The organism is Arthrobacter sp. Ms25, from assembly GCF_059090365.1.
In genome coordinates this window covers 32532-52825 of sequence record NZ_JBNHFP010000004.1, presented here as the reverse complement: position 1 = coordinate 52825, position 20294 = coordinate 32532, and the positions used below count along the sequence as shown (strand labels likewise).

23 protein-coding genes are annotated in these 20294 nt (G+C 66.4%); 8 read left to right on the top strand and 15 right to left on the bottom strand.

Features of this window, described 5'->3' with window-relative positions; genetic code table 11:
* Positions 1-30: 30 nt before the first annotated feature.
* A complete protein-coding gene (locus tag AC5RT8_RS11735) occupies positions 31-915 on the top strand; it encodes a 1,4-dihydroxy-2-naphthoate polyprenyltransferase (RefSeq protein WP_494095904.1) in 885 nt (294 codons plus the stop codon).
* 18 nt (positions 916-933) lie between these two features.
* Here the strand turns inward: AC5RT8_RS11735 and AC5RT8_RS11730 are convergent, their stop codons facing one another.
* Positions 934-1239: a DUF4229 domain-containing protein gene (locus AC5RT8_RS11730; protein ID WP_494095903.1), complete on the bottom strand. Its 306-nt coding sequence runs from the start codon at positions 1237-1239 to the stop codon at positions 934-936.
* Positions 1240-1323: 84 nt separating this feature from the next.
* On the opposite strand from AC5RT8_RS11730, the gene AC5RT8_RS11725 reads away from it, so the two are divergent.
* Positions 1324-1695, top strand: a complete 372-nt coding sequence (locus AC5RT8_RS11725; RefSeq protein WP_494095902.1) for a PLD nuclease N-terminal domain-containing protein — start codon at positions 1324-1326, stop codon at positions 1693-1695.
* A gap of 130 nt (positions 1696-1825) precedes the next feature.
* On the opposite strand, the gene ccsB is transcribed toward AC5RT8_RS11725, so the two are convergent.
* The 5 genes from ccsB to AC5RT8_RS11700 all read right to left on the bottom strand — a co-directional run bounded on the left by ccsB (position 1826) and on the right by AC5RT8_RS11700 (position 6803).
* Positions 1826-2860: a c-type cytochrome biogenesis protein CcsB gene (gene ccsB / locus AC5RT8_RS11720; protein WP_494095901.1), complete on the bottom strand. Its 1035-nt coding sequence runs from the start codon at positions 2858-2860 to the stop codon at positions 1826-1828.
* Positions 2860-4581 (bottom strand): cytochrome c biogenesis protein ResB, encoded by a 1722-nt coding sequence (gene resB / locus AC5RT8_RS11715; RefSeq protein ID WP_494095900.1) that lies wholly within the window; start codon positions 4579-4581, stop codon positions 2860-2862. The genes ccsB and resB overlap by 1 nt, the downstream gene beginning before the upstream one ends.
* A 61-nt stretch (positions 4582-4642) precedes the next feature.
* Positions 4643-5440: a cytochrome c biogenesis CcdA family protein gene (locus tag AC5RT8_RS11710; protein ID WP_494095899.1), complete on the bottom strand. Its 798-nt coding sequence runs from the start codon at positions 5438-5440 to the stop codon at positions 4643-4645.
* A 5-nt stretch (positions 5441-5445) separates the two neighbouring features.
* Positions 5446-6081, bottom strand: coding sequence for a TlpA family protein disulfide reductase (locus tag AC5RT8_RS11705; RefSeq protein ID WP_494095898.1), 636 nt, complete (start codon positions 6079-6081; stop codon positions 5446-5448).
* A gap of 59 nt (positions 6082-6140) precedes the next feature.
* Entirely contained in the window at positions 6141-6803 is a 663-nt protein-coding gene (locus AC5RT8_RS11700) for a histidine phosphatase family protein (RefSeq protein WP_494095897.1), read from the bottom strand.
* Between the two features lie 158 nt (positions 6804-6961).
* Here AC5RT8_RS11700 and AC5RT8_RS11695 point away from each other — a divergent pair, with 158 nt between their 5' ends.
* From AC5RT8_RS11695 to AC5RT8_RS11685, 3 genes are all read left to right on the top strand, one after another.
* On the top strand, positions 6962-7501 hold the full coding sequence (locus tag AC5RT8_RS11695; RefSeq protein WP_494095896.1) for a YceI family protein: 540 nt from the start codon (positions 6962-6964) through the stop codon (positions 7499-7501).
* A gap of 199 nt (positions 7502-7700) precedes the next feature.
* Positions 7701-8387: a hypothetical protein gene (locus AC5RT8_RS11690; protein ID WP_494095895.1), complete on the top strand. Its 687-nt coding sequence runs from the start codon at positions 7701-7703 to the stop codon at positions 8385-8387.
* 191 nt (positions 8388-8578) lie between these two features.
* The gene (locus tag AC5RT8_RS11685) at positions 8579-10351 is read left to right on the top strand and encodes a hypothetical protein (RefSeq protein ID WP_494095894.1); all 1773 of its coding nucleotides are present in this window, start codon (positions 8579-8581) and stop codon (positions 10349-10351) included.
* Here AC5RT8_RS11685 and AC5RT8_RS11680 read toward each other — a convergent pair.
* The gene (locus tag AC5RT8_RS11680) at positions 10348-11106 is read right to left on the bottom strand and encodes a redox-sensing transcriptional repressor Rex (RefSeq protein WP_494095893.1); all 759 of its coding nucleotides are present in this window, start codon (positions 11104-11106) and stop codon (positions 10348-10350) included. The two genes, AC5RT8_RS11685 and AC5RT8_RS11680, sit on opposite strands and share 4 nt — an antisense overlap.
* Positions 11106-11357, bottom strand: coding sequence for a glutaredoxin family protein (locus AC5RT8_RS11675; RefSeq protein WP_494095892.1), 252 nt, complete (start codon positions 11355-11357; stop codon positions 11106-11108). The genes AC5RT8_RS11680 and AC5RT8_RS11675 overlap by 1 nt, the downstream gene beginning before the upstream one ends.
* Before the next feature lie 66 nt (positions 11358-11423).
* On the opposite strand from AC5RT8_RS11675, the gene AC5RT8_RS11670 reads away from it, so the two are divergent.
* Positions 11424-12236, top strand: a complete 813-nt coding sequence (locus AC5RT8_RS11670) for an HAD family hydrolase (RefSeq protein WP_494095891.1) — start codon at positions 11424-11426, stop codon at positions 12234-12236.
* A gap of 123 nt (positions 12237-12359) precedes the next feature.
* On the opposite strand, the gene AC5RT8_RS11665 is transcribed toward AC5RT8_RS11670, so the two are convergent.
* From AC5RT8_RS11665 to AC5RT8_RS11645, 5 genes are all read right to left on the bottom strand, one after another.
* Positions 12360-12458: a 30S ribosomal protein bS22 gene (locus tag AC5RT8_RS11665; RefSeq protein WP_003792170.1), complete on the bottom strand. Its 99-nt coding sequence runs from the start codon at positions 12456-12458 to the stop codon at positions 12360-12362.
* A 198-nt stretch (positions 12459-12656) separates the two neighbouring features.
* Positions 12657-12869 (bottom strand): helix-turn-helix domain-containing protein, encoded by a 213-nt coding sequence (locus AC5RT8_RS11660; protein ID WP_494095890.1) that lies wholly within the window; start codon positions 12867-12869, stop codon positions 12657-12659.
* A 198-nt stretch (positions 12870-13067) separates the two neighbouring features.
* On the bottom strand, positions 13068-14408 hold the full coding sequence (gene gdhA / locus AC5RT8_RS11655; protein WP_494095889.1) for an NADP-specific glutamate dehydrogenase: 1341 nt from the start codon (positions 14406-14408) through the stop codon (positions 13068-13070).
* A gap of 102 nt (positions 14409-14510) precedes the next feature.
* Positions 14511-14984 carry an ArsR/SmtB family transcription factor gene (locus tag AC5RT8_RS11650; protein WP_494095888.1) on the bottom strand — a complete coding sequence of 158 codons (474 nt, stop codon included), beginning with the start codon at positions 14982-14984 and terminating at the stop codon, positions 14511-14513.
* Between the two features lie 51 nt (positions 14985-15035).
* Positions 15036-16244, bottom strand: a complete 1209-nt coding sequence (locus tag AC5RT8_RS11645) for an acetoin utilization protein AcuC (RefSeq protein WP_494095887.1) — start codon at positions 16242-16244, stop codon at positions 15036-15038.
* Between the two features lie 197 nt (positions 16245-16441).
* Here AC5RT8_RS11645 and AC5RT8_RS11640 point away from each other — a divergent pair, with 197 nt between their 5' ends.
* Positions 16442-17764 (top strand): TrkH family potassium uptake protein, encoded by a 1323-nt coding sequence (locus AC5RT8_RS11640; RefSeq protein ID WP_494096401.1) that lies wholly within the window; start codon positions 16442-16444, stop codon positions 17762-17764.
* Positions 17757-18425, top strand: coding sequence for a potassium channel family protein (locus AC5RT8_RS11635; RefSeq protein WP_227919084.1), 669 nt, complete (start codon positions 17757-17759; stop codon positions 18423-18425). Before AC5RT8_RS11640 ends, AC5RT8_RS11635 begins: the two co-directional genes overlap by 8 nt.
* Positions 18426-18565: 140 nt before the next feature.
* On the opposite strand, the gene proC is transcribed toward AC5RT8_RS11635, so the two are convergent.
* Together proC and AC5RT8_RS11625 are read right to left on the bottom strand one after the other, a co-directional pair.
* The gene (gene proC / locus AC5RT8_RS11630; protein WP_494095886.1) at positions 18566-19411 is read right to left on the bottom strand and encodes a pyrroline-5-carboxylate reductase; all 846 of its coding nucleotides are present in this window, start codon (positions 19409-19411) and stop codon (positions 18566-18568) included.
* A gap of 45 nt (positions 19412-19456) precedes the next feature.
* Positions 19457-20293 carry a sugar phosphate isomerase/epimerase family protein gene (locus AC5RT8_RS11625; RefSeq protein WP_494095885.1) on the bottom strand — a complete coding sequence of 279 codons (837 nt, stop codon included), beginning with the start codon at positions 20291-20293 and terminating at the stop codon, positions 19457-19459.
* Position 20294 lies beyond the last annotated feature (1 nt).

Here is a 20294-nt window from a genome sequence, read left to right as displayed (position 1 = left end):
GTCTCACCTCAAGAACTAAGGAATAACACCGTGGCTACAGCCGCCCAATGGTTAGAAGGCGCCCGCCCCAGGACGCTGCCGATGGCAATCGCGCCGGTCATCATCGGATCCGCCGCTGCCTATGATCTGGGGGACTTCCACCCCGTCCGGGCTGTCCTCGCCGCCGTGATTGCCGTACTGCTGCAGATCGGCGTGAACTACGCCAACGATTACTCCGACGGCATCCGCGGCACCGACGACAACCGGGTGGGCCCGCTCCGCCTGACCGGTGCCCGGCTGGCGTCCCCGAAACAGGTCAAGTACGCGGCATTCGGCTGCTTCGGCGCTGCCATGCTGGCCGGCGTGGCACTCGTGGTCCTGGCCGGCACGCCGTTCCTGATCCTCGTGGGCGTGGGCTGTGTCGCCGCCGCGTGGGGCTACACCGGCGGGAAGAACCCCTACGGTTACCGCGGCCTGGGCGATGTGTTCGTCTTTGTGTTCTTCGGCCTGGTTGCCACCCTGGGCACCACGTACACGCAGGCCCTGCAGATCAACGCGGCGGCGCTGCTGGGCGCTGTGGGCACCGGGCTGATTGCCATGGCCCTGCTGATGGCCAACAACGTCCGTGACATTCCCACGGACCGGGTGTCCGGCAAGCGGACCCTGGCCGTGCGGCTGGGCGACGGCGCGGCACGGATCACCTACGTGATGATGCTGGCCCTGGCCCTGCTGCTGCCGCTCTTCATCGCGGGCAGCTACCCGTGGATACTGCTGGTGCTGCTGCTCATCCCGGCATGCATCCTGCCCTGCGGGCTGATGCTCACGGGCAAAAAGGGCCCGAGCCTGATCCCGGTCCTGAAACACACCGGACTTATCAACCTCGGCTTCAGCGTGCTCTTCGCCGCCGGACTCGTCCTGACGCGTCTGCTGGCCTAGGGTCTCCTCCCCGGGAACTTAGGCGTCGCGGCGGCGGTCGTTGTCGATGCGGACGTCCGGGTTCTCGGCCACCAGGGTGTCCTCGGCCGCCGAGTCGTCCAGCTCGCCGCGGTTCCGTTTGGGCGCGCGCTCCTCGGTAAAGCGCCGCTGGACCGTGCGCGCTGCTTCGTCCCGCATGTCGCGGGCAAACAGGTAGGTCACGCACCAGGCCAGGACTGCGGCTGCAAGGGCCGAGAGCAGGATCCCCAGGCCCAGCAGCAAGCAGATCACGAAGAAGACGGCCACCAAACCCAGGCGGAGAGCAGTAAATTTCCAGAAAGCCACACCCCCATTCTAGGCGCTAGGCGGGTTTAACGTTCCTTCGAGGCACCCGGCGCGACCGGACAGCCCCTCCACTACAATGGCCGTATGCCCCGTCTTGTCTTGTTCGGCGTCATCATCGTCGCTGCCGTGATCATTTACGCCGCCATTGACTGCCTGATGTCCCGGGCAGACGACGTGCGCAGCATCTCCAAGGTGTCCTGGCTGCTGACCATCCTCCTGGTTCCGGTCCTCGGCGCGCTCCTCTGGTTCCTGTTCGGCCGTCCCGCCGCAGGCCCGGGGCCGCGCGAGCCCCGGCGTCCGTCGGCGCCCGACGACGACCCCGAGTTCCTGCGCAACCTCGAGATCCGCCGCCGGCAGGCACAGAAGGAAGCGGAACTGCGGGCACGCGAGGCCGAGCTCCGGGCCCGGGAAGAGGGCCGGGACAAGCAGAACGACGACGGCAAGCCCGGCACCTGAGGACGCCCCCCCTTCCGTTGATCACCACAATAAAAAAGACCCGTTCCGGATGTTTCCGGAACGGGTCTTTTCAGTTGTCCTGCGTAGTTGCCCTGCGTAGGTGCCCTGCGGGGGTCCTGCCCCCGGCGGCCTAGACGCCGGAGTAGCTGTGCAGGCCCGAGAAGAACATGTTCACAATGGTGAAGTTGAAGATCACGCAGAGGTAGCCGACGATCGAGAGCCAGGCGGACCGGGTTCCGGTCCAGCCGCGGGTGGCTCGGGCGTGCAGGTAGCCGGCGTAGACCACCCAGATCACGAAGGTCCAGACTTCCTTGGTGTCCCAGCCCCAGTACCGGCCCCAGGCCTGCTCGGCCCAGATGGCGCCGGCCATGAGGGTGAAGGTCCACAGCACGAAGGCCACGGCGTTGATGCGGTAGGACAGGTTTTCCAGGCTCTGCGCGGAGGGAACGATGCGCATGAACGGCAGCCGTTCCTTGCGGCCGGACCGGATCCGGGTTTCCCGGTCCGCCTGCAGCAGCTGCAGGACGGACATGGCGAACGTCAAGGTGAACAGCGCGGAGGCGATCACGGCAACGGAGACATGGATGATCAGCCAGTAGCTCTGCAGTGCCGGCACCAGGTGGGCCACCGGGGTCGGGAAGCCGATGGTGGCGGCCATCATCATCACCAGCACCAGGCCGATCACCACGGTGCCGAGGAAGCGCAGGTCGCGGCGGGTCAGCACCAGCAGGAACACCACGGCCACCACCAGGGCGCCGGTGGTGCAGAACTCGTACATGTTGCCCCACGGCACGCGGTGCGCGGCCATGCCGCGGGTCACGACGCCGGCGGCGTGGATGGCGGCGGCGAGCACGGTCAGGGCAACGCCTACCCGTGCTGCGTTGCGGCGCGGACCGGTGTAGCCCATGGCGCTGTCTGCGGTCTGCGCTTCCCGGCTGCCGTCGGCGTCCCAGCCCCGGATTGCGTCGGTGCTGCTGCCGCTGCCGGCCGGGACGGTTTCACGCACCGCGGTTTTCTGTTCCAGCCGGCTCTCCACCGATCGGAGGGTCTTGCTGCTCTTGGCAAGGTCCCACGTGAAAGCCAGGAAGGCGATCGTGTAGGCGAATGCCGCCAGCAGCATAAAGAGCTCGCTGTAGCTGGCGAGGGTGTAATCAATGGAGGGCATTACTGGTCCTTACCTGATTCTTCTGCGGCGGTGCTGTCTGCCGATGCGTGTGCGGAGACGGTGGCCCGTCCAACATTGTGTCCTTCTGCGTCCTGCCGTGCCAACCACTTGTCCGCGAACAGTCCGCGGAGGGCTGTTGCTTCACTGGCCAGGCGGGGATCTTCACCCCGGGCGAGCAACCCGTATTCGACCATGACCCGTCCGTCCGGATGCTGGCCGGCCCGAACCCAGACCCGCCGGCGGGCCAGGAACAGCGACGCCGCCAGGCCGGAGATGCAGAGCACGGCAAATATCAGGACACCGGTTTTCGCGGGATCGTAATGGATGTCCAGTGCGGCATAGCGCTTGAGGCCGTCAAAGGTGATGGATCCCTTGCCGTCGGGCAGCTCGTAGGTCTCGTTGGCCCCCAGGACGATGCCGCCGGCGTCGAGGTCGCGGTTGTTCAGCTCCGTCAGGTTCTCGGTTTCGAGCACGTAGACGTTGGAGGGCACCCCTTCGTCGAGGCCCAGGTCCCCGTAGTAGGAGTTCAGGTTCAGCTGGGGGTTGATCGGATCCGGATCGCCGGAGTAGCTGACTCCGGCCTCGTCGATCATGGCGGTGGGGAGGAAGAACCCGACGAAGCCGAGCTGGTCAGGCTTGGCGTCGGGCGCCTTGATCACGGCCAGGGAGGTGTACATGGCATCCGTGGGCACCGCCACGACCGGACCTTCGACGGCCACGTTGCCCTCGCCGTCGCGCACGGTCACCATCGGGGCGTAGCCGTTGCCCACGAGGAACACCCGCGTGCCGCCCAGCGTCAGGGGCGAGTTGACCTTCAGGACCTGCTTCTCGGCCTCGGCCTCGGGGTCCTCCTTCACCGTCACGTTCGCCGTGAAGTCCAGGGGCTGGCCGTAATGCGTTTCCGATTCGCGGTCGAATTCAATCTCGAACTCGTCCAGCGTCAGCGAATACGGGCTCAACCGGTCTTCGGTGAAGCTGGAACCCGGAGTGAAGGTGTCATAGCTGACCAGGGTGTTGACGAAGGACTCGCCCTCCACCACGATCTTCTGCCCGCTGTAGCCGAACATCCCGCCCACGGCCACGCAGGCCAAGACACCGATGAGGCTGGTGTGGAAGACAAGGTTGCCCAGTTCCTTGGCGAAGCCGCGCTCGGCGCCGACGGAGGGCCGGTCGCCGTCGGCGTCCCGGACGTCCACGCGGTAGCCCCGGCGGCGAAGGATCTTCGCGGCGTCCCGCACGGCATCGGCCGGCGTCAGTGCCGCATTCGCCGGAACGGTCAGCGTTCCGTACTCGGGCATCCGGGAAAGGCGGCTCGGGGTGCGCGGGGGCTTGGAGCGCATCGCCTTGAAGTGAACCTTGGCCCGGGGAATCACGCAGCCGATCAGCGAGATGAACAGCAGCAGGTAGATCGCCGAGAACCAGACGGAGGAGTACACGTCGAACAGCTGGAAACGGTCGAGCCAGGGGCCGGTTTCGGGATTGTCCTTGATGTACTGCGTGACTACCGAGGGGTCGGCCGGGCGCTGGGGGAACAGCGACCCCGGTACGGCGGCGACGGCGAGCAGCAGCAGCAGGAACAGTGCCGTCTTCATGCTGGTCAGCTGGTTCCAGGCCCAGCGCAGCGTGCCGAGCAGCCCCAGGGCGGGCAGCGCGACGTCCTCCCGGCTCCCCTTGGCGGGGCGGGGCTTGGACGGGCGGGGCGTTGTTGCTTTGTCTGTCACGTCATCCGGTCCCGGGGTCAAGGTGTTCTCATTGGTCGTCTGTTCATCATTGGTGTTGGCATCAGATCGGCAGGGTCACGTTACCCAACCAACCTTGGAGCTGGTTGATCCACAGGTTCCAGACTCCGCTGACCATCAGCAGGCCCAAGGCAATGAGCATGCCGCCCCCGAATCGCTGCAGGGCCAGCCGGTGGCGGCGGAAAATGCCAAGTGCGCCCATTCCGCGGCGGAAGCCGACGGCGATCAGCAGGAACGGCAGGCCCAGCCCGAGGCAGTATACAAAGGTCAGCAACGCTCCCTTTGCGGCACTGGCGTCGCTGCCGGAGAAGGAAAGCAGCTGGACAGCTGAAAGCGTGGGCCCGATGCACGGTGCCCAGCCCAGGCCGAAAGTGATGCCCAGCACCGGTGCGCCCCAGAGCCCAGCCGGTGGCTTGGCTTCGATCTTGCGGTCGCGCTGGAACCAGCTCATCCCGCCCATGAAGACGATGCCCAGCAGGATCACGACCAGGCCGAGGACCTGGGAGATCCAGGCCTGTTCGGAGCCTTTCAGCCAGGCCCCCAGCTGTCCGATGCCTGCGCCCAGGGCCACGAAGACCGCGGAGAAGCCGAGCACGAACAACCCGATGCCCGCGAACATCCGGCCCCTCCGCTGCTTTTGCAGGTCGACGCCGGTCAATCCGGTGACATAGCCGAGGTAGCCGGGCACCAGGGGCAGCACGCAGGGGGAAAGGAAGGACACCAGGCCGGCCAGGGCCGCCACCGGGATGGCCAGCAGCACGGACCCGTTCAGCACGGTGTCGGCAAAGGTATTGGCGGTGGACTCGGCCACCGGGGCCACCACGGCAGGGAAGAAGGACACTGTCCCTACGCTGCCAGCGCGTCGGCGATGAGGGCCTTCAGCGTGCCCTTGTCCGCCAGTCCGAGGATCCTAGCCGCCACGCGGCCCTGCCGGTCCAGCACCAGGGTGGTGGGTACGGCCGACGGCGGTACGAAGTTGGTCATCGCGAGCAGCACCCCGCCGTCCTTGTCCCGGAAGCTGGGATACGGAATGCTGAAGTTCCGCTCGAACGCTTCGGCGGTAGCTTTCTCATCCCGGATGTTCACGCCGTAAAAGCGCGCACCGGCACCGGAAAACTCATCGTGCAGCGCCACCAGGTCCGGGGCTTCCTTCCGGCAGGGAGCGCATGCCGCATACCAGAAGTTGAGCACGACGACATCGCCGGCCCAGTCCGCAGACGTCACTTCGGTGCCGTCAAAGAGGGTCCCGGAGAGCTGCACGGCGTCGCCGCGGTCGGCGGCATCGTATTCGGTGACGGAACCGTCGCCGGCAATGTAGTTCTTGTTGTCTCCCGCGTTGGCCTGTTCTGCCAAGGGGTCATCCGTGGAGCAGCCGGCAGCGGTTGCGGCAAAGGGGACGGCGAGCGCCAGTCCGGCACCGAGCCGCAGGAAGGAACGGCGGCCAAGCGCTTCCGGCTCAACAGGGCGTAGGCGGTTCTTCAAGGATTTCCAGCTTTCATCGCGGCAGGGAGGCGCCACTTCTACAACGCGTAGTAATTCTATTATGCTCCCGGAACATTTGCTGCCCCGGGGAGGAGGTCCGCGCTGGGTTCTGCGTAGCGCACGCCGGTGAGCACAGCGCCGTCGAACTCCAGGGTGGTGACGGACGTGAGGGTGCATTCGCGCTGGCGCGGATCATGCCAGAGCCTCTTACCTTCGGCTGCCAGCCGGGTCACCCAGATGGGTAGCTGGTGGCTGACCAGAACCGCTTCGGCGTTGTCTCCGCCCAGTTCCACGGCACGCATCCGCGCGTCGTCGACGGCGGACATCACGCGGGCCACCTGCTTGGCGTAGGGCTCTCCCCAGGACGGACGCATGGGATTGCGCAGCAGAGGCCAGTAGCGCGGGTTGCGCAGCTTGCTCTGGATGCGGGACATGCCTTCGAAACGGTTCTCCGCTTCGAGGATCCGCTCATCGGTGACGATCTCGAGGTTCAGCGCGGCTGACAGCGGAGCCGCCGTCTCCTGCGCCCGGGTCAGCGGGGATGCCACCAGGTGGACCAGATTGGCCCCCTGGCTGCGTTGCTGCGTAAAGTGCTCCGCAACCCGGTCCGCCATTTGGCGCCCCAGGTCCGAGAGATGGAACTCCGGGAGGCGGCCGTACAGCACCCGGTCAGGATTGAAGACTTCACCGTGGCGAACGAGGTGTATGGATGAGCGGGACATGTGTCCCAGTTTCGCAGAGTTGGGGCCAGCAGCTAAATTTACGGATTCTCGTCACCAAATTCACTTGAACCTTTAACCAAACCGTGCAACACTCAATGCATATGCATGTAAAGCCGACGGGATCCTCCCGCCGGCACAGCTACCAGAAGGAGCTCTTCATGATCCCCAGCGGCCTCACCACCGGAACCTGGAACTTCGACGCCTCCCACAGCGAAGTCGGCTTCACCGTCCGCCACGCCGGCATCAGCAAGGTGCGCGGCAACTTTGACAAGGTCGACGCCACCCTGTCGGTCGGCGAGACGCTGGCCGACACCGCCGTCACGGTCGTCATCGCTGCGGATTCCTTCAACTCCAACGACGCGAACCGCGACGCGCATGTCAAGGGCCCGGACTTCTTCGACGCCGAGCAGTTCCCGGAGCTGACGTTCACGGCCACCGGCATTGAAGCATCGGGCTCGATCTACAAGCTCACCGGCGACCTGACGATCAAGGGCATCACCCGCTCGGTGGTGATGGACGCTGAGTTCAACGGCGTGGCCGTGGATCCCTTCGGCGCCACCCGCTCGGGCTTCGCCGCCAGCACCGTCATCAGCCGCAAGGACTTCGGCCTGACCTGGAACGCAGCGCTGGAAACCGGCGGCGTCCTCGTTGGCGACAAGGTCACCATTACCGTAGATGCTGCGTTTGTAGCTGCCTAGCTGCTCCCTCTTCCCCCCATAGGGCGGCCCCGGACCCCATCGGTCCGGGGCCGTTTTTTTGGCCGTCTTTCCGGAGCCCCTGACTCTCCGAAGCCCGCAGCGATAAGGTGGATAACCGGCTGTGGGGGGCGCCCGCGGCCACCTGCCGACGGCCTGCCTGTCCAGCCGCTTCATGACACCAACCAGCAAGCAGGCGGATATGAGTACACCAGAGAACACTCCAGAGCCAGGGCGCGATCCGAATTACCCCGCTAATCCCCCGCTGCCCGACGGGCCGGCAGCCCCCGGGGCACCCGGCTCTGGCGGACCCGGCGGCGTCGGCGGACCCGGTTATCCCGCAGCCAGGCCGGAGCCGCAGTACGGCCAGTACACGCCGGGCCCCTATGGGGCCGACCGCCCCTCGGGTTATCCGGCGCCGCCGGTACACCCTGCAAAGACCTCCGCGCCCCGAGAGGTCATCATCGGCTCCTGGCTGATCATCGCCGCGGGTGTGCTGAGCCTCATTAATAACGTGATTACTTCGTTCACCCTTCCCTCCCTGGTCACCTCCCAGGAACAGCAGACGTTCAGCGATGCCGGACTGGACGATAGGAGCGTGAGCACCTTCCTCGTTTCCTTCGGCATAATCGTGGCCCTGATCAGCTTCGGGATCTACGTACTGATCGCGCTCTTCGTCCGAAGGGGGAAGAACTGGGCCCGCGTCATCGGTACGGTGTTTGCAGCCTTCTCGCTGGTGAGCGTCCTCACCATGCTCGGCGCCTACTTCACCTCGCCGCTGAGCCTGGTTTCGCTGGCCTCCACCCTGCTGGGACTTGCGGGCATCGTGCTCCTGTACCTGCAGCCGTCCAATCCCTACTTCCGCAGGACGCCGCTGTACCCGTACTAAGCGGTCCGTGCGGCCCTGCTGAAAGGTCCCGGAGGGTTTGCCTCCGGGACTTTTCCCGTGCCGGGCCGGGTTCTGCGTCCACGGGGGTCACAGGCGGGCCGCGCCCGCGTAGCGTTGTGTTCTCTTCCGGAAGATGCGTTGCTTCCGCAGGATGCCCCGGAGGACGCTGTTCCGCCGTGAAGGGGAGGACCATGGCCGCACTGCTTCCGAACCCGCCGCGCCAGAAACCGCGCCTGCCGCTGCGTTACCTGCACGAGTCGACCGATAGTCCGGAGATTGCAGGGTCCAGCATTGTGGTTCCTGATCCCCCAGCCCGTCCCCCGGCGATAGCCGGGAACACTGCGGCACCCGATGGCACCGCACCCCCAGCGGGGTCCGCAGCGCCGGCCACCGGCGCCGCACCGGACAACAGCGGCAACGCCGCCTACCTCTGGCTACGGACGGGGCTGAACGGCGCCTTCGGCTGGCTTATCAGCGGACTTTCCGGGGCCTTCGCCTGGCTGGGCACGGGGCTGCGCGGTACGTCCGCCTGGCTGGGCACGGGACTGCGCGGAACGTCCGCCTGGGTCCGTGCCGGAGTTTCAGGCGCCTTGACCTGGATCCGCGCCCTCGCCCGCACGGCATCCGGCTACGTGCGGTCCGGCGCACATGCCGTATCCACCGCCGTCCAGACCGGTGCCCATGCCACCGCCGCAACCGCAGAAAGAGGAGCGCGCGCGACCGCTTCCACGGCCCATGCCGGAGCCCTGAGGGTACAACACGGCGCACACGCCGTATCCGCCGCCGTCCAGACCGGAGCCCATGCCACCGCCGCAACCGCCCATGCCGGAGCCCTCCAGGTACAACACGGGGCACACGCCGTATCCACCGCCGTCCGGACCGGAGCGCGCGCCACCGCCGCCGCGACCCAACGCGGCGCCCACGCGACCGCATCCACCGCCCAACGAGGAGCCCGCGCCACCGCATCCACTGCCCAAGCCGGAGTCCTCCAGGTACAACACGGGGCACATGCCATATCCGCCGCTGTCCGGACCGGAGCGCGGGCCACCGCCGCAGCGACCCAACGCGGCGCCCACGCGACCGCCGCAACCGCCCATGCCGGATTTGACCGGGCTACCTCTTGGAGCAGAACCACAGCCGCCGCCGTTCGGCATGGGCTCCAGACAGCCGCCGACGCCGTGTCCCGGGCATCGCGGGCCACCGCGCTTGCCGCCGCTGCCGGGGCACGTATCGTCGCCCATGCAGTGTCGGTCGCAGCCCTGGCAGTCTGGCACGCGGCCAGCCGAGCCGCCCGCGGCACGGCGCATATCCTGTGGGTTTCGGCGTTGACCTTTGCCCGTATCGTGGCCTTCACTGCCCGTGTCATTTCTTTTACCGCCCGGATGGTCGGTCGGGCCCTTGGCATGGGAATCCGTGCGGTGCAGCGCCGGCTGCCTGCCAATACCGGTAATCCCGTTCCGGCCATTGCTGCCGCTTGTTCCTTCATCGCGGGTGCCGGGGTGCTCAATCTTGGGGGCACCATCTCGGCCGTTTCCCGTATGCCCGTGCCCGATTCGCTGCCGCCGGTATTAGCCCTTTTCGAACGGTACGGGGTCACCGCGGCCCTCTATGCCCGGACCGCGGCGGCGGTGGAGATTGCCTATGCCTTGGTCATCTTTGGGATCGCGCTCCTGCTGGCCGTGACCCTCCGGGATAAGCGGCGCTGGGCACGGATAGTTTCGGCGGTCTTTGCGGGCACCGCGCTTTTCTATGCCGTCAACACGGGGACAGGGGTTCAGGCAGCGGCCGCTGCTCTGGCCGCGGCAGGAGCCGGGCTCACTTTCACCAAGGGGGCTGCTCCCTGGTTCCGCCGCCGGTACCAGCGGTACGGACCCGACCCGGACGCACCGCTCCAGACGGATCTCCCGGGCGCACCACTCCAGACAGACCTCCCGACGCAGCCGCTGAAGACGGATCGCCTTTAGTGTGCCAGCCGTCCACGGGCGGCAATCTTCGACACTTGGGAACGCTGGGCGTGGTAGGCAAGGATCTGCAGTTCGGTTGCCATGTCCACCTTGCGGATCTGGACATCTTCCGGCGCCTGGAGCACCACCGGGGCGAAGCTGAGGATGCTGGTAATGCCGGACGCTACGAGGCGGTCGCACAGGTCCTGGGCAACTTCGGCCGGCACGGAGAGCACCGCCATGTTTGCCTTGGTTTTCGCGAGCACCGATTCAAGCGCGTCCACCGGGCTGATCCTCAGCCATCCCACTTCCTGGCCTATCACCAGGGGGTCGGCATCGAACAAGGCCACTACTTCGAAGCCCCTTGATCCGAACCCCGGATACCCTGCCAGGGCCCGGCCGAGGTTGCCGGCACCCACTATGGCCACCCGCCAGTTCAATGTCAGGCCCAGCGCGGCGGAGATCTGCCCGCTGAGGTACGGAACGTCATATCCCACACCGCGGGTGCCGTAGGACCCCAGGTAGGAGAGGTCTTTCCGCAGCTTGGGCGAATTCACGCCGGCCGCTTCGGCAAGCTCTTCCGAGGACACCCGCTCTATCCCGTCGGCGAGCATGGCGGACAACGCCCTGAGGTAGATGGTCAGGCGCGCCAACGACGCCGGCGGGATGTGCCGTCCGGACCCGGCCGACGGCGTTCGGACCACTTGGTCGCTGTTGGCCGTTTCGCGCTCGAGGGCGGCCTGCTCGTCGGCCGACCGGATGTTTTCGGGTGCCATCACGCTCCCAGCAGGCGCCGCAGCCGTGTTTCGTCGATTTTCCAGAAGTCCCGCTGGACGCCGTCGATGAACAACACCGGGATCTCCTCGCCAAAGCGGGCCGCCAGTTCCGGCTCTTCCTCTGCGCTGCGTTCCTGCCATGCCACGCCAAGGTCCTCCCCTACCCGCAGGAGCACAAGCCTGGCGTCTTCGCATAGGTGGCAACCCGGTCGGGTAAGGAGGACGACTTCCGGTCCGGCGGCTTCACTCATATGTCCAAAATAGCCCCACTACGTCGGATTTCCGCGCTCAGGGCCGGATTTGCGTAGACTCGAAGCATGCCCCGAGCCACTGTAGTCCGAACCACCGGAACCACAGATGCAGCAGGCAAACCCGGCGAAGCGGCCTTTTTCGACGTCGACAACACGCTGATGCGTGGCGCCAGCCTGTTCCACCTGGGACGGAAGATGTATCAGCGCAAAGTCTTCACCCTCCGCGAGGCAGCCGGGTTCGCCAGCAAACAGCTGAGATTCATGCTGCAGGGGGAAAACCTCAAAGACGTACACTCCGTGCGCGACTCCGCCTTGGCCTTCGCCACGGGACTCTCATCGGAGGACGTACGCACCCTCGGCGAAGAAGTCTACGACGAGATGATTGTCTCCAAGATCTGGCCGGGCACCCGTGCGCTTACGCAGCAGCACATGGAGGCGGGCCGGCCGGTCTGGCTGGTGACGGGAACACCTATCGAAGTTGCCTCCGTGATAGCCAACCGGCTTAATCTCACCGGCGCCCTCGGCACCGTGAGTGAGGTGACCGACGGTTTGTACACCGGACGGCTGGTCGGCGAATTCCTGCACGGGCCGGCCAAGGCAGCCGGCGTCAGGGTGCTGGCGGAGAAGGAAGGCCTGGACCTGAACAACTGCTGGGCCTACAGCGATTCCTACAACGACGTTCCGCTGCTGACCCTGGTGGGGCACCCGGTGGCGATCAACCCGGACGCCCGTCTTCGCCGCCATGCCCGGGAGCGTAACTGGCCGGTGTATGACTTCCGCTCGGGCCGGAGGGCGGCAACGCTGGGACTGAAATCGGCCACTGTCGCGGGGGCGGGCTACGGTCTGTGGCGCGGTTTTTCCTGGGTCCGGGACCGCTGAGGGTCTGTTCGCCGGCTTAAATAACGGAGCCCGCCGTCCGTGAGGACTGGCGGGCTCTGCAGTAGCGGACCCGGGACCGCGCGTGCAGCCGGGGAACCGCTGACAGCCGTCGCTGAGAAGGTTCTACTTCTTATTGCGGCGCTGGTGACGGGTCTTGCGAAGCAGCTTGCGGTGCTTCTTCTTGGCCATACGCTTGCGGCGCTTCTTGATTACTGAACCCACAGAGTCCTCACAAACTTATTAGGAGTCACCGGTGTCCGTCCCCCGCTGCCGTGGGCGCAGGGGCTGGATGCCGGTAGTTACTGGCTTTCGGTTAAAACGTTCCTTAACAGGGTACAGCTTCGGCGCTGTGAAATTTGACCGCTTGTCACTTCAACGCGAAACCGATGTGCCCGCACTGTTCAGCGGCGGCCGGCAGCGCTATGCCGAGTCCGAACGACGGTCAATGACGGCATCCCGGAGCACCTTCTCGACAGCTGATTCCGGCACCCGGTAGGACCGGCCGAAACGGACGGCCGGCAACTCGCCTGAATGCACCAGGCGGTACACAGTCATCTTGGAGACCCGCATGACGTCGGCAACTTCCGACACCGTCAGAAACCGCACATCCGAGAAGTTTCCCTCGTCTGCCATTTAGTCCCGTTCCTTTGCTCATTGCCGCCGCTCCCCGCAGCAAGCCATGTGGGAGCACCTGTGGCTGAAGGACAATCGCGTCACCGGCCTGCTGCGACATGCGTCACTTGCGGCCCCGTACGGTCCCTACTGTAGTGGCAGGAGTAACCATAGTGGAAGTTCTTTCCGCCGCAGGGGTCCCTGCCGGTACAAGCCGGCCTAGATCACGCCCTGGGCCAGCATCGCATCGGCCACCTGCACGAAGCCGCTGATGTTGGCGCCCACCACGTAATCGCCGGGCGAGCCGTATTCCTCCGCGGTCCGGGCACACCGCTCATGGATATTGACCATGATTTCGCTGAGCCGGCGTTCGGTGTGCTCGAACGACCAGGAGTCCCGGCTGGCGTTCTGCTGCATCTCCAGGGCCGAGGTGGCCACGCCCCCGGCGTTGGCGGCTTTGCCCGGACCGAAGAGCACGCCGGCGGCTTGGAAGGCCGTGATGGCCGCCGGCGTGCACGGCATGTTCGCACCCTCCGCTACGGCCCGGACACCGGACTGGATCAGGGCCAGCGCGTCCGCTTCATCCAGTTCATTCTGGGTGGCGCAGGGCAGGGCGACGCCGGCCCCGGCGTTCCAGATCGAGCCTTCCGCCACGTAGTGCACGGAGTGTCCGCGGCGCTCGGCGTACTCCGAGATCCTGCCCCGTTCCACTTCCTTGATCTGCCGCAGCAGTGGGACGTCGATGCCCTTCTCATCCACGACGTACCCGGAGGAATCGGAGCAGGCCACCACCGTGGCGCCGAGCATCTGGGCCTTGTCGATGGCATTGATGGCCACGTTGCCCGAACCGGAGACAATCACGCGCTGGCCGTCCAGGCTCATGCCCTTGGTCTTGAGCATCTCCTCGACAAACATCACCGCACCGTAGCCGGTGGCCTCGGGCCGGACCAGGGATCCGCCCCAGCTGACGCCCTTACCGGTGAGGACACCGGACTCGTAGCGGTTGGTGATGCGTTTGTACTGTCCGAAAAGGAAGCCGATCTCGCGGCCGCCGACGCCGATGTCCCCGGCGGGAACATCCGTGTACTCGCCGATGTGCCGGTACAGCTCGGTCATGAAGGACTGGCAGAAGCGCATTACCTCGGCATCGGATTTGCCGCGAGGGTCAAAGTCGGAGCCGCCCTTGCCGCCACCGATGGGCATGCCGGTGAGCGCGTTCTTGAAGATCTGCTCGAAGCCAAGGAACTTGATGATGCCCAGGTACACCGACGGGTGGAACCGGAGTCCTCCCTTGTACGGCCCCAGGGCGGAATTGAACTCGACGCGGAAGCCCCGGTTGATCTGCACCTGCCCCTTGTCGTCGACCCAGGGCACCCGGAAGATGATCTGCCGCTCAGGCTCGCAGATGCGCTGCAGGATCGCGGCTTCGGCAAACTCCGGGTGCTTGCGCAGCACGGGGGCCAGTGAATCAAAGACTTCCACCACGGCCTGATGGAATTCCGTCTCGCCGGGATTGCGGCGGAAGACGTCGTCGCGGACGCGTGTCAGTACACGTTCCATGTGCTGCTCCTTAGAAGTTGGGTCCCCCGCTTAGGACTACGCTAGCCCCGCCGCATCAGGGACGCGATGGAGGGCGGTCCAATGCGTCCGCCCGCACTGCCCCTAGGGGCGGCGACGGCGGAATCTGGGCAGCTGGCCGAACAGATCCGCGGCGCGCTCGGCGGCCCGTCCCACGGTGCGGCCGAGGTTCTGCACGCCCGCGTCCGCCTGCAGCGGGCGGGTCTCAGCGGCGCCGGGGACGAGCGCTCCGGCTGCCGCAGCAGCGGCGGTGGTAGGCTGCAGACCCGCTGAAACCAGGTGGGATTGTGCCAGTGACGGGAGTTCAAAGGCCCGGAGCCAGAGGACAAGTTCCTCCAGCGGGGCAGTCTCGAGGGAGTAGTACCGGCGCTGGCCTTCGGCACGCATGGAGACGAGTCCGGCTTCGCGCAGTACCTTGAGGTGTTTGGAAACCGTGGGCTGGCTGACCTCGAGTTCCTCCACCAGGGTCCCCACCGACTTGTCGCCGGTACGCAGGGCGCCCAGGATCTCGCGTCGCGTACCTTCTGCGATTACTGCAAACACATCGTCAAACACCATGGCATTTACCCTAGCGGATATGGGCTCAGGGCAAGGCGGAGCGACGACGGGCTAGTCAAACCAGGGGTCGAGTCCGTGCAGCGGGAACAGTTCCTTGCGGGTGGCCATCACGGTGCGGTCGATCTCGTCATTCGGGTCATAGCCCACTTCCCAGGACCGCCACCAGATATCAGCCCCGTCCCCGAGCATGTCGCCGGACGTCACCCCGTGCTTCTCCAGCACGTAATCGCGCCAGGCCGGGGGCAGCGGGGTGGAGGGGCGGACCCGCCCGTTGGCGGCCACGGACATCAGCAGCGCCCAGGACCGCGGAACCGCCGAGGCCACGTTGTACCCTCCCCCGCCGGTGGCAATCCACCGGCCGCCGCACAGCCGGCCGGCCAGGTCGCTGATGGTCAGGGCGGCCTGCCGCTGGGCTTCCACGCTGATCCGCAGGTTGGTCATGGGATCGTCCTTGTGGCTGTCGCAGCCGTGCTGGCTCACGATCACTTCCGGAGCGAACGCTTCCGTCAACTGGGGAACCACTGCGTGGAAGGCACGCAGCCAGCCGGCGTCGGTGGTGCGCGCGGGTACGGCAATGTTGACCGCGGTTCCTTCGGCCTCCTTGCCTCCGGTTTCGTTGGCGAACCCCGTGCCCGGGAACAGAGTGAGTCCGCTTTCGTGCAGCGAGATGGTCATGACGCGCGGATCGTCCCAGAAGATGTTCTGCGTTCCGTCGCCGTGGTGGGCGTCGACATCGATGTACACCACCCGCTGCACCCCGTTGGCGAGAAGCCGCGCGACGGCGGCTGCGGCGTCGTTGTAGACGCAGAAGCCGGACGCCTTCTCATAGCCGGCATGATGCATGCCCCCGGCGAAATTCACCGCGTGGATTGCCTCCCCGGAAAGGATGGCGTCGGCGGCGGCAAGGGATCCGCCGACCAGCCGGGCGCTGGCCTCGTGCATGCCGGCGAAGGCCGGGGTGTCTTCGGTGCCCAGCCCCAGCGTCGTGTTGCAGTTGGCAGGGTCGGCTCCGGCCGCCTGTACGGCGCTGATGTAGTCGTAGCCGTGGACGGTCAGCAGGTCGGCAGCAGATGCGACATAGGGTTCAGCCATGCGCACGCCGTCAAGATCGAACAGTCCCAGTTCGCGGGCCAGGCGGGCGGTCAGATCCAGGCGTGCCGGACTCATCGGATGCCCGGCGCCGAAATCGTAAGCGAGCATGGATTCATCCCAGACAATGCACGTCGGCATAATGGGAAGGCTTAGCCCGGAACTGATCATGCAGACAGGCTACGTGATGCGGGCGTTACTCTGATATTGGTATCCGTGCCCGTCTGCCGGATAAGTACTTACTACTGTGCGGAAACCACCGCAGAAAAGAACTGACCATCATGGCCTTCCCACGGCAATCACTGCTGGAGAAAGAGCAGCGCAGCGGTACCGCCATCGTTGCCGGGATCCGCGAGTTCGTGGGCGGGATGGTCACCGGCAGGCCGGCCCGGCTGGCACTTATTGTCTTCAGCCTGGTCATCCTCCTGTTCACCGCCCTCCTCAGCCTGCCTGCGGCCTCCACCAGCGGAGAGTCCGCACCGCTGCATGACGCCTTCTTCACCGCCGTTTCGGCGGTCTGCGTGACCGGCCTGACCGTGGTTTCCACCGCCACCTACTGGACCACCTTCGGGCAGGTACTGATCCTGATCGCCATCCAGGTGGGCGGCCTGGGCATCCTGACCCTGGCTTCGCTGCTGGCCCTGGCCGTGAACAAGCGGCTCGGCGTCCGCGGCAAGCTCATGGCGCAGGAAGGCATGAACACCGGCCGGCTCGGCGAGGTAGGCCACCTGCTGCGCATTGTCTTCAGCACCGCCGTCGTCATTGAACTGGCCCTTGCCCTGGTCATGGCACCGCGGTTCATGATCCTGGGCGAGTCCCCGGGCCAGGCCATCTGGCATGCGGTCTTCTACTCGATTTCCGCGTTCAACAACGCCGGGTTCACTCCTCATTCCAACGGCCTGGTGCCGTATGAAGAGGACTTGTGGATCCTGGTCCCGCTGATGCTCGGCGTGTTTATCGGATCGCTCGGCTTTCCGGTCATCATGGTCCTGCTGCAGACCCGCGCCCGGATCAGCAAATGGAACCTGCACACCAAGCTGACGATCCTGGTGTCCGCAATCCTGCTGGTGGCCGGTGCCGCACTTTGGGGTGCCTTCGAGTGGTTTAACAGCCGCACCATCGGGGACCTGTCCCTGGGCGACAAGATCATCCACTCGATCTTCGCTTCGGTAATGACCCGCTCCGGCGGCTTCAACCTCGTCTCCATGACGGACCTGGACTCCAGCACCCTGCTCATCACCGACATGCTGATGTTCGCCGGCGGCGGTTCCGCCTCCACTGCCGGCGGCATCAAGGTCACCACCATCGCCGTCCTGTTCCTGGCCGTGGTCGCCGAGGCCCGGGGCGACGCCGACGTCCGCGCCTTTGGCCGCACCATCCCCCAGGGCGCCATGCGGGTGGCCATCTCGGTCACCATCCTGGGCGCCACACTGGTCGCGGTAGCCACGTCCGCACTGCTGGTGATCACGGACGAGTCCCTGGAACCGGTCATGTTCGAGGTGATTTCCGCCTTTGCCACGGTGGGGCTGAGCACCGGCCTCAGCGAGACCCTTCCGCCCTCGGGCAAGTACGTCCTCTCGATGCTGATGTTCGCCGGACGCGTCGGCACCATCACCCTTGCCGCGGCTCTGGCCGTTCGCCACCGCAACACCCTGTACCACTACCCCGAAGAAAGGCCGATCATTGGCTGACAGACCTCCCCACAACGCACCTGTCCTGGTCATCGGGCTTGGACGCTTCGGTGCAGCCACGGCCGAGCAGCTGGTCCGGCAGGGCCGCGAGGTGCTGGCCGTGGAACGTGACCCGGCGCTGGTGCAGAAGGCCTCGGGCCTGCTGACGCACGTCGTCCAGGCCGATGCGACCAACATCGAGGCCCTCAAGCAGCTGGGCGCCGAAGACTTCTCGGCCGCCGTCGTCGGCGTGGGCACCTCCATCGAATCCAGTGTGCTGATCACCGTGAACCTGGTGGACCTGGGCATTGAGCACCTGTGGGTCAAGGCCATCACTCCGGCACACGGGAAGATCCTTACCCGCATCGGCGCCAACCACGTCATCTACCCCGAGGCCGACGCCGGCCGGCGGGCAGCGCACCTGGTGGGCGGCAGGATGCTGGACTTCATCGAGTTCGACGACGGCTTTGCCATCGTGAAAATGTATCCGCCCAAGGAGACGCAGGGCTTCACCCTGGGCGAGTCCAACGTGCGGGCCAAATACGGCGTCACCGTCGTGGGAGTGAAGTCCCCCGGCGAGGACTTCACCTACGCCCAGCCGGACACCAAGGTCTCCAGCCGGGACACGCTGATCGTGTCCGGCCACGTGGATTTGCTGGAACGGTTCGCTGCCCGGCCGTAGTGCCGGGTTCCGGGGGCCTTGGCCGGCCGTGGGTCGCCTTCAGGCGTGGCTCCGGGTCGCCCTCGGGTCGCCTTCAGGCGTGGCTCCGGCGGGCCCAGCTAGCTCGGCGCACCCAGGCCAGCGCAGCCGGCCCAGCAAGCCTAAGCAGTCAGCTGCGCCGTAATCTCCCGGGCCCGAGACGCCGCCGCACGGGCGCCGGCCTCAATGATGCCGGGCAGGTTCTGCTCGTCGAACGTGCCGATGGCCGCTTCGGTAGTGCCGTTGGGGCTGGTGACGGCCCGGCGCAGGGCCTGGGCATCGGCGTCGGGCTCGGCCAGCATGTAGCCGGCGCCGGCCACCGTTTCGCGGGCCAGCAGGGCCGACAGGTCCGGGTCCAGGCCCAGCTCAACGCCGGCCCGGGCCATCGCCTCGGCCAGATAGAACGCGTAGGCCGGACCGGAACCGCTGACGGCGGAGACGGCGTCGACCTGCTCTTCGGGTACTTCCACCACGGTGCCGGTGGCGGACAGCACGCGGCGGGCCAGGTCCATCGCGTCCGGGCCGGCGAACCTGCCGGCGGAAATGGACGTGACACCGCGGCCCAGGCGGGACGGAGTGTTGGGCATTGCCCGGATAACAGCCTGGCCGTCCGGCAGCAGCGATTCCATCAGCTCCAGCGGCACGGCGGCGGCCACACTGAGCACCACGGCACCGCGGGGCAGATCGGCGGCGATTTCGCGCAGCAGGTCCGCAACGCCCACCGGTTTGACGCCGACAATCACCAAGTCGGCTCCGGCCACGGCCTTCCGGTTCGCGTCCGCATCCTCGCTGCCGGCCAGAACGCTGATGCCGTGGGCGGCGCGAAGCTCTTCGGCCCGCTCGGCCCGCCGGACGGTGGCGGTGACCTGCCCGGCGGCCAGGCCTCCGGCCAGGATTCCGCCCAGGATGGCTTCGTTCATCGAGCCGCAGCCAAGGAATGAAAGTCGGGGATTCTGTTCGCTGTCCATGACCTCGATTCTGTCACGGACGCCGTGTCCCTCCCGGAGGGAGTGCTACGGGGCGTCGTGACCGGTCAGGACGGCCTTGGGGCGCAGGTGCTCCCGAGCAAAGTCCAGGGTCTGCTTCAGCTGATCCTCCCGCTCCCCGGCGGCCCGGGCCTTCCGGGTGCTGACCTCCACGGCCACCACTCCGGTGAATCCGGCGCCGGCCAGATAGGTCAGCGCCTCGGCGCACCGCTGGGTGCCGTCCCCGGGGAGCAGGTGCTCGTCCTTGCCGTTGCCGGTTCCATCGGTCAGGTGGACGTGCCGCAGCCGGGCGCCGAGCTTCCGGATTTGCTCGAACGAATCCATCCCGGCGATGGCTGCATGCGAGAAGTCCCAGGTGACGTCCTCATAGGGTTCGGGGATCGGGTTCCAATGCGGCAGGTAGGCCTTCGCCTCGCGGCCCCGGAGCCGCCAGGGGTACATGTTCTCCACGGCGATGGTGACACCGTACTGTTCGGCGATGTCCTTCACGCCCGCGGCGAAGTTCTCGGCGTAGCCCGTCTGCCACCGGAACGGTGGGTGCGCCACCACGGTGGCGGCTCCCACTTCCGCGGCCATCGCGGCGGACAGTTCGATCTTCGTCCAGGCCGCACCCCAGACCTGCTGGGTCAGGAGCAGCGTGGGGGCGTGGATGGCAAGGATCGGCTGCTGATACCGTTCGCTCAATCCCCGCAGCGCATCCGGATCCTGACTGACCTGGCTGCTGGTGACCATGATTTCCACGCCGTCGTAGCCCAGGTCGTGGGCGACGGCGAAGGTGTCATGCACCGACAACGGGTACACGGACGCGCTGGACAGCGCCACCGGGATGGCGGTGCGTGCGGACGGCGGCAGGGACGTTGGCATG

Coding starts and splice junctions, on each gene's coding strand:
- AC5RT8_RS11645 (WP_494095887.1), bottom strand. CDS start 16,244: ATGATCAGTTCCGGGCTAAGCCTTCCCATTATGCCGACGTGCATTGTC.
- AC5RT8_RS11695 (WP_494095896.1), top strand. CDS start 6,962: ATGATCCCCAGCGGCCTCACCACCGGAACCTGGAACTTCGACGCCTCC.
- AC5RT8_RS11640 (WP_494096401.1), top strand. CDS start 16,442: ATGGTCACCGGCAGGCCGGCCCGGCTGGCACTTATTGTCTTCAGCCTG.
- AC5RT8_RS11725 (WP_494095902.1), top strand. CDS start 1,324: ATGCCCCGTCTTGTCTTGTTCGGCGTCATCATCGTCGCTGCCGTGATC.
- ccsB (WP_494095901.1), bottom strand. CDS start 2,860: ATGCCCTCCATTGATTACACCCTCGCCAGCTACAGCGAGCTCTTTATG.
- AC5RT8_RS11685 (WP_494095894.1), top strand. CDS start 8,579: ATGGCCGCACTGCTTCCGAACCCGCCGCGCCAGAAACCGCGCCTGCCG.
- gdhA (WP_494095889.1), bottom strand. CDS start 14,408: ATGGAACGTGTACTGACACGCGTCCGCGACGACGTCTTCCGCCGCAAT.
- AC5RT8_RS11660 (WP_494095890.1), bottom strand. CDS start 12,869: ATGGCAGACGAGGGAAACTTCTCGGATGTGCGGTTTCTGACGGTGTCG.
- AC5RT8_RS11675 (WP_494095892.1), bottom strand. CDS start 11,357: ATGAGTGAAGCCGCCGGACCGGAAGTCGTCCTCCTTACCCGACCGGGT.
- AC5RT8_RS11650 (WP_494095888.1), bottom strand. CDS start 14,984: ATGGTGTTTGACGATGTGTTTGCAGTAATCGCAGAAGGTACGCGACGC.
- AC5RT8_RS11670 (WP_494095891.1), top strand. CDS start 11,424: ATGCCCCGAGCCACTGTAGTCCGAACCACCGGAACCACAGATGCAGCA.
- AC5RT8_RS11680 (WP_494095893.1), bottom strand. CDS start 11,106: ATGGCACCCGAAAACATCCGGTCGGCCGACGAGCAGGCCGCCCTCGAG.
- AC5RT8_RS11690 (WP_494095895.1), top strand. CDS start 7,701: ATGAGTACACCAGAGAACACTCCAGAGCCAGGGCGCGATCCGAATTAC.
- AC5RT8_RS11625 (WP_494095885.1), bottom strand. CDS start 20,293: ATGCCAACGTCCCTGCCGCCGTCCGCACGCACCGCCATCCCGGTGGCG.
- proC (WP_494095886.1), bottom strand. CDS start 19,411: ATGGACAGCGAACAGAATCCCCGACTTTCATTCCTTGGCTGCGGCTCG.
- AC5RT8_RS11700 (WP_494095897.1), bottom strand. CDS start 6,803: ATGTCCCGCTCATCCATACACCTCGTTCGCCACGGTGAAGTCTTCAAT.